At 76.0% G+C, this 4,388-nt stretch carries 3 protein-coding genes; 1 reads left to right on the forward strand and 2 read right to left on the reverse strand.

The annotated features are described in order from the left end of the window. On the reverse strand, positions 1 to 1,547 hold a 1,547-nt coding region (locus tag BI06_RS50390; protein ID WP_158516392.1), incomplete at its 3' end, for a WXG100 family type VII secretion target. 43 nt (positions 1,548 to 1,590) lie between these two features. Beyond that, positions 1,591 to 2,052: a hypothetical protein gene (locus BI06_RS06860; protein WP_051740386.1), complete on the reverse strand. Its 462-nt coding sequence runs from the start codon at positions 2,050 to 2,052 to the stop codon at positions 1,591 to 1,593. 475 nt (positions 2,053 to 2,527) lie between these two features. Between BI06_RS06860 and BI06_RS06865 the strand changes: the two genes are divergently transcribed. Continuing rightward, a partial coding sequence (locus BI06_RS06865) for an FUSC family protein (RefSeq protein WP_051740387.1) occupies positions 2,528 to 4,388 on the forward strand: 1,861 nt, incomplete at its 3' end.

Here is a 4,388-nt window from a genome sequence, read left to right on the forward strand (position 1 = left end):
CCCCCCCCCCCCGCCATGCCCGGGCCCATCATGCCGTTCTGGCCCGGCCGCGCCGCGCCCTCGGCGGACGCCGCACCGGCCGCGGCGGCCCGGTTGCGCAGGCCGCTGCCGCCCGGGGTGAACTCCCCGGCGGCCACCGGCCCCTTCGCCCCGCCGACCACACCGCCGCCGGTCGAGCTGTAGCCCCGACCGCGCGCACCGCCGACCGCGCCACCGCCGTGACCGCCGCCCTGGTGCATCCCGCCACCCGGACCGCCGAAGCCTCCGCCACCGGACCCGCCGGACCGGCCCTGGGCCTCGCGCGCCCCGAAGACCGTGCCGCCGTTGCTCGCGCCCGGACCGCCGTTCTTCGTCGGCAGACTGCCCCCGACAGCGCCGGTCCGGCTCGGGGGGACCGGGCCTCCGCCGCTCTTGAGCGGACCGGTCCCACCGGTGAACGGACCGGTCCCGCCGAACGGGATCGGCCCCCCGCCCGGGAATCCACCGGGGCCGCCACCGGGCGTACCCGGGTGCCCGGGACCGCCGCCCTGCGGGTACACGGGCGCGGGACCGCCCCCGGGACCCACCGGTCCGGTCGGGCCGGGCAGCGTCGGTACCGTTGGCAGGCTGTCGAGCCCGGTACCGGGACGGTCCCCGGGGTGCGTCGGTCCCGTCGGCACCGGTCCCGGCGTGGTCGGGTCGCCCGGCAGCGGCACCGGAGTGCCGCGCCGCGGCGGCGTCGGCGTGACGCTCCCCGGCGGGGTCGGCCCGGGCGTCACCAGCACCGGCGGACGCGGCGTCACGGAACCGCCGCCGCTCCGGTCGCCGCCGGAGGGCGGGCTGTAGCCGCTGCTGCCGGTGTAGCCGCCACGCGGAGTACGGCCCGTGCCGCCGGAGCCGGCACGTCCGCCGCCGCCACCACCGACCGATACCTCTTCCGCCCCGCTGTGCGACTCGCCACCCGACTGACCCGGCAGATCCGGCATCTTGAGCGAGTTCAGCTTGGTCGTCGCCGCCTCGTAGGCCTGCCCCAGCTTCTCCATCTGGTGGATGGCTTCCTGGTGCGCGGTGTCCACCCGCTTCTGCGCCGCCGCGGCCTCCGTGTAGGAGACCCAGGTCGGGTCCTCCTTCTTCATGATCGCGTCGGTGGAGACGGACGGGTTGCCGAAGCCTGCGATGCTCAACGGCGAAGGCTTGAGGCACGGCTGCTCGGAGTGCCGCTTGACCGTGTCGAGGTCCTTGGTCGGGACCTCCGGCACGCCGGTCTTCGCGGTGCTCAGGGCCTCGCCGGCCTGCACCATGGCGTCGCCCGCGCCCTTCGAGTACTCACTGATCATGGACGCCGACTTGTGCAGGTCACCGGCCCACGACTTGAAGTTCTCGGCGGCCGGCCCCTCCCACTGGATCTGCGTCACGTGGGCTGCCAGTGCCTTGCTGAGCTCGTCCAGGACGCGCCCGGCGGCCTTGAGCTGGTTGCCACGACCGGTCACCTTGGACGGATCGCTGCCGGCCACCATCAGCTTGAGCTGGGGATGTCCCAGCCCTTCGAAGTTCGTTCCACCTGCCATCAGTTGCTCCCCGTTCCAACGAAGCGAACACACACGCCGATCATCAGTACTTGCCGGTCGCCGCCGGCCCGCCCGGGCCGCCGTCCGCGTTCTTCGCGACCGCCTTGACCGCCGCCGTCTGGTGCTCCTCGTTGTTGCCGTAGCTCCCCGCCGTCTGCGCGACCGCCTTGCTCATCTTGTCGATCTGCTCCGCGAACGACTTCGAGAGCTGCGCGATCGCCGCGTGCGTCTTCTCGTACGCGGCGATCAGGTCGGCGGACTCGTGGAAGCCGCTGCCGAGGTTCCCGGCGTGCAGCTTCTGCTCCTTGATCTTGTGCTGCGCCGCCTCCGAACCCTCCAGCGAGGCCAGCAGCGCGTCGACCTTCTTCTTGAAGTTGGTGAGCGTGTCGAGCTCGATCTTGACGTCCTTGGACCCGAACGCCGCCACCAGCGCGTTGGCGCTGACGTCAACCTGGACCTGGCCGACCACGCGACCGATCCAACTGTTGCTCAGCGTCCACGGCATCACTTCACCGTCGGGGCCGTCGGCCCAGCCCGCGCCTCCCGGTCCAGCCTCGCCTGGCACAGCATCCACCTCTCCCCCGTGCACGGCGCGGCCCCCGCGGGTCGCCGCACCGCGACACACCGTCAACTACTCGGTCCTACCGGCCGCACAGATCGATCGGGCCCGTCAGGCCCATCGGGTCGATCCGGCAGAACCGTCCGCCCATCGGGACGGACGGCGCCTCAATCATCGTAGCCACCGCCTCCGTCGGACCGGCAGGGCCCGTGCTCCGCTTGAACGCGATCGGTACGAACTTGACACGTGCACCCCGTGCGGGGGCCGGGCGGCCCGGTCGGCGGGCGCCGTTAGACTGGCCGGGTCCGGTCGCGCCGGACGAGACCTCCACTGCCGCGCAGCGTCGCACAGCAGCGCCCCGGGCCGCCGCCCAGCCCCGCACCCGCCGGGCCCCGGCCCCGCCGCGGATCGGACGCCCCGCATGCCCACCAGCACCCCGGTCGACCCCAGCGCCCCCAACAGCCCGAGCGCCCCAAACCCCGCCACCCCCTGGTGGGCCCGGGCCGCCCGTCCGGCCCGGCCGCCGCTGCCGTGGGCGCCGATGGCCCGGGCCGCGCTCGCCATGGCGCTGGCGCTGGCCGCCGGGCTGCTGGCGCACCGGGTGGACCTCGGGGTGTTCGCCGGGCTGGGTGCGATGCACGCGACCATGAACGACCGCGTCGAGCCGGTCCGGCTGCGGGCCCGCCGGATCGCCACCGCCGTGCCGGCCTCGGCGCTCGGCATGCTGATCGGCAGCGCGCTCCAGCACGCCCAGGTCGGCGCGCTCGGCCTGGGCGCCGGGCTGACCGTGACGGCGTTCGTCTCCGGCGCGCTGAGTGCGACGGGCCCGCGCGGTTCGGCGGCGGGGCTGCTGCTGCTCGTCTCGGCCGCGCTCGGGAGCGGTATGCCGCTGCCGCACCCGTGGTGGGCGGCCGCGGCGGTGCTGCCGGCGGGTGCGGTGCTGGTGCTGCTGCTCGGTGTGCCGCTGCGCGGCCGCCGGACTCCCGGTGCCGACCCGGCCGTGCGCGCGCTCGCCGCCGTGTACGACGCGCTGGGGCGGATGCTCGCCGATCTCGGGACTCCGCGGGGGTCGGCCTCCCGCCAGGTGCTGACCGCCCGGCTGAACCAGCTCCAGGACGTGCTCCCGCCCCTTCCCCGCCACCCCGGGACCTCGCCCGGCGCCACCGCCCACCGCGTCCACACGATGTACCGGGCCGCTCTCGCCGCCACCGAGGCGGCCACCGGCCTGCTCTGGGCCCTGCGGCCGGTGCCGCCCGAGGTGGCCGCCGTGCCGGGCCTGCTGGCCCGCGCGGTGGAAGGCGGCAGCGGGGCGGAACACAGCGCCGGCGAGGTGCCGGTGCCGGACTGGGCGCCGGACACGCCGTCCCGGCAGGCCCTGGACGCGGCACTGCGCGCGGCCGCGGCGACGGTCGCGGGCCGGGAGGCCGCGCTGGGCACGGCTCCCGCGCCCCCGCCGGACCCGTGGCGGCTGCGGGTGCGCCTGGTCTCGCCGGGGGCGGCCCGGTACGGGGCGCGGCTGGCACTGTGCATCGCGGTGGGGGCGGCGCTGACGGCCGCGCTGCCGCTGAGCCGGAGCTACTGGGTGCCGATGACGATCGCCTTCGTCCTGAAGCCGGACCTCGGCTCGGTGTTCCTGCGTTCGGTGAGCCGTGCGGTGGGGACGGTGCTGGGGGTGGCGGTGACGGCGGCGGTGCTGTCGCTGGCTCCCGGCCCGTGGGCGCTGGTCGCGATCGCCGCGCTCTGCGTGGCCCTGCTGCCGTACGCGACGGCGGCGCACTACGGGCTGAACACCGTGGTGATGACGCCGATGGCGCTGGTCCTGCTGCAACTGGGCGGGCAGGACGGCGCGGCCGAGTTCCGGCCCCGGGTGCTGGACACCGTGCTGGCCAGCGCGATCGTGCTGCTGTTCGGCCATCTGCTCTGGCCGGAACGGCCGCGGCACCGGATCGAGCCGCGGCTGGTGTCCGCGGCGGCCGCGCTGAAGGCCTATCTGGCCTCGGTGGTGCGGCAGGACGGGCCGGAGCCCCGGTCCGAGGTGTGGCTGCGGCGGACGGCCTACCGGGCGCTCGCGGATGCCCGCGCGGAGGTGGAGCGGGGCCTGGCCGAGCCGCCGCCGACGGGCCGGCTGGCGGCCGAGTGGCTGCCCGCGACGGCCGCGCTGGAGCGGCTGAGCGGTGCGGTGGCGGCGTTCGCGGCGCAGCGCCGTTACGGCGGGCGGGTGCCGGAGCGGGCGGAGGTGGAGCGGGTCGGCCGGGCGCTGGACGAGCTGACGGCGGCGGCGC

This window comes from Kitasatospora sp. MBT66 (genome assembly GCF_000710405.2).
Classification (GTDB): Bacteria; Actinomycetota; Actinomycetes; order Streptomycetales; family Streptomycetaceae; genus Kitasatospora; species Kitasatospora purpeofusca.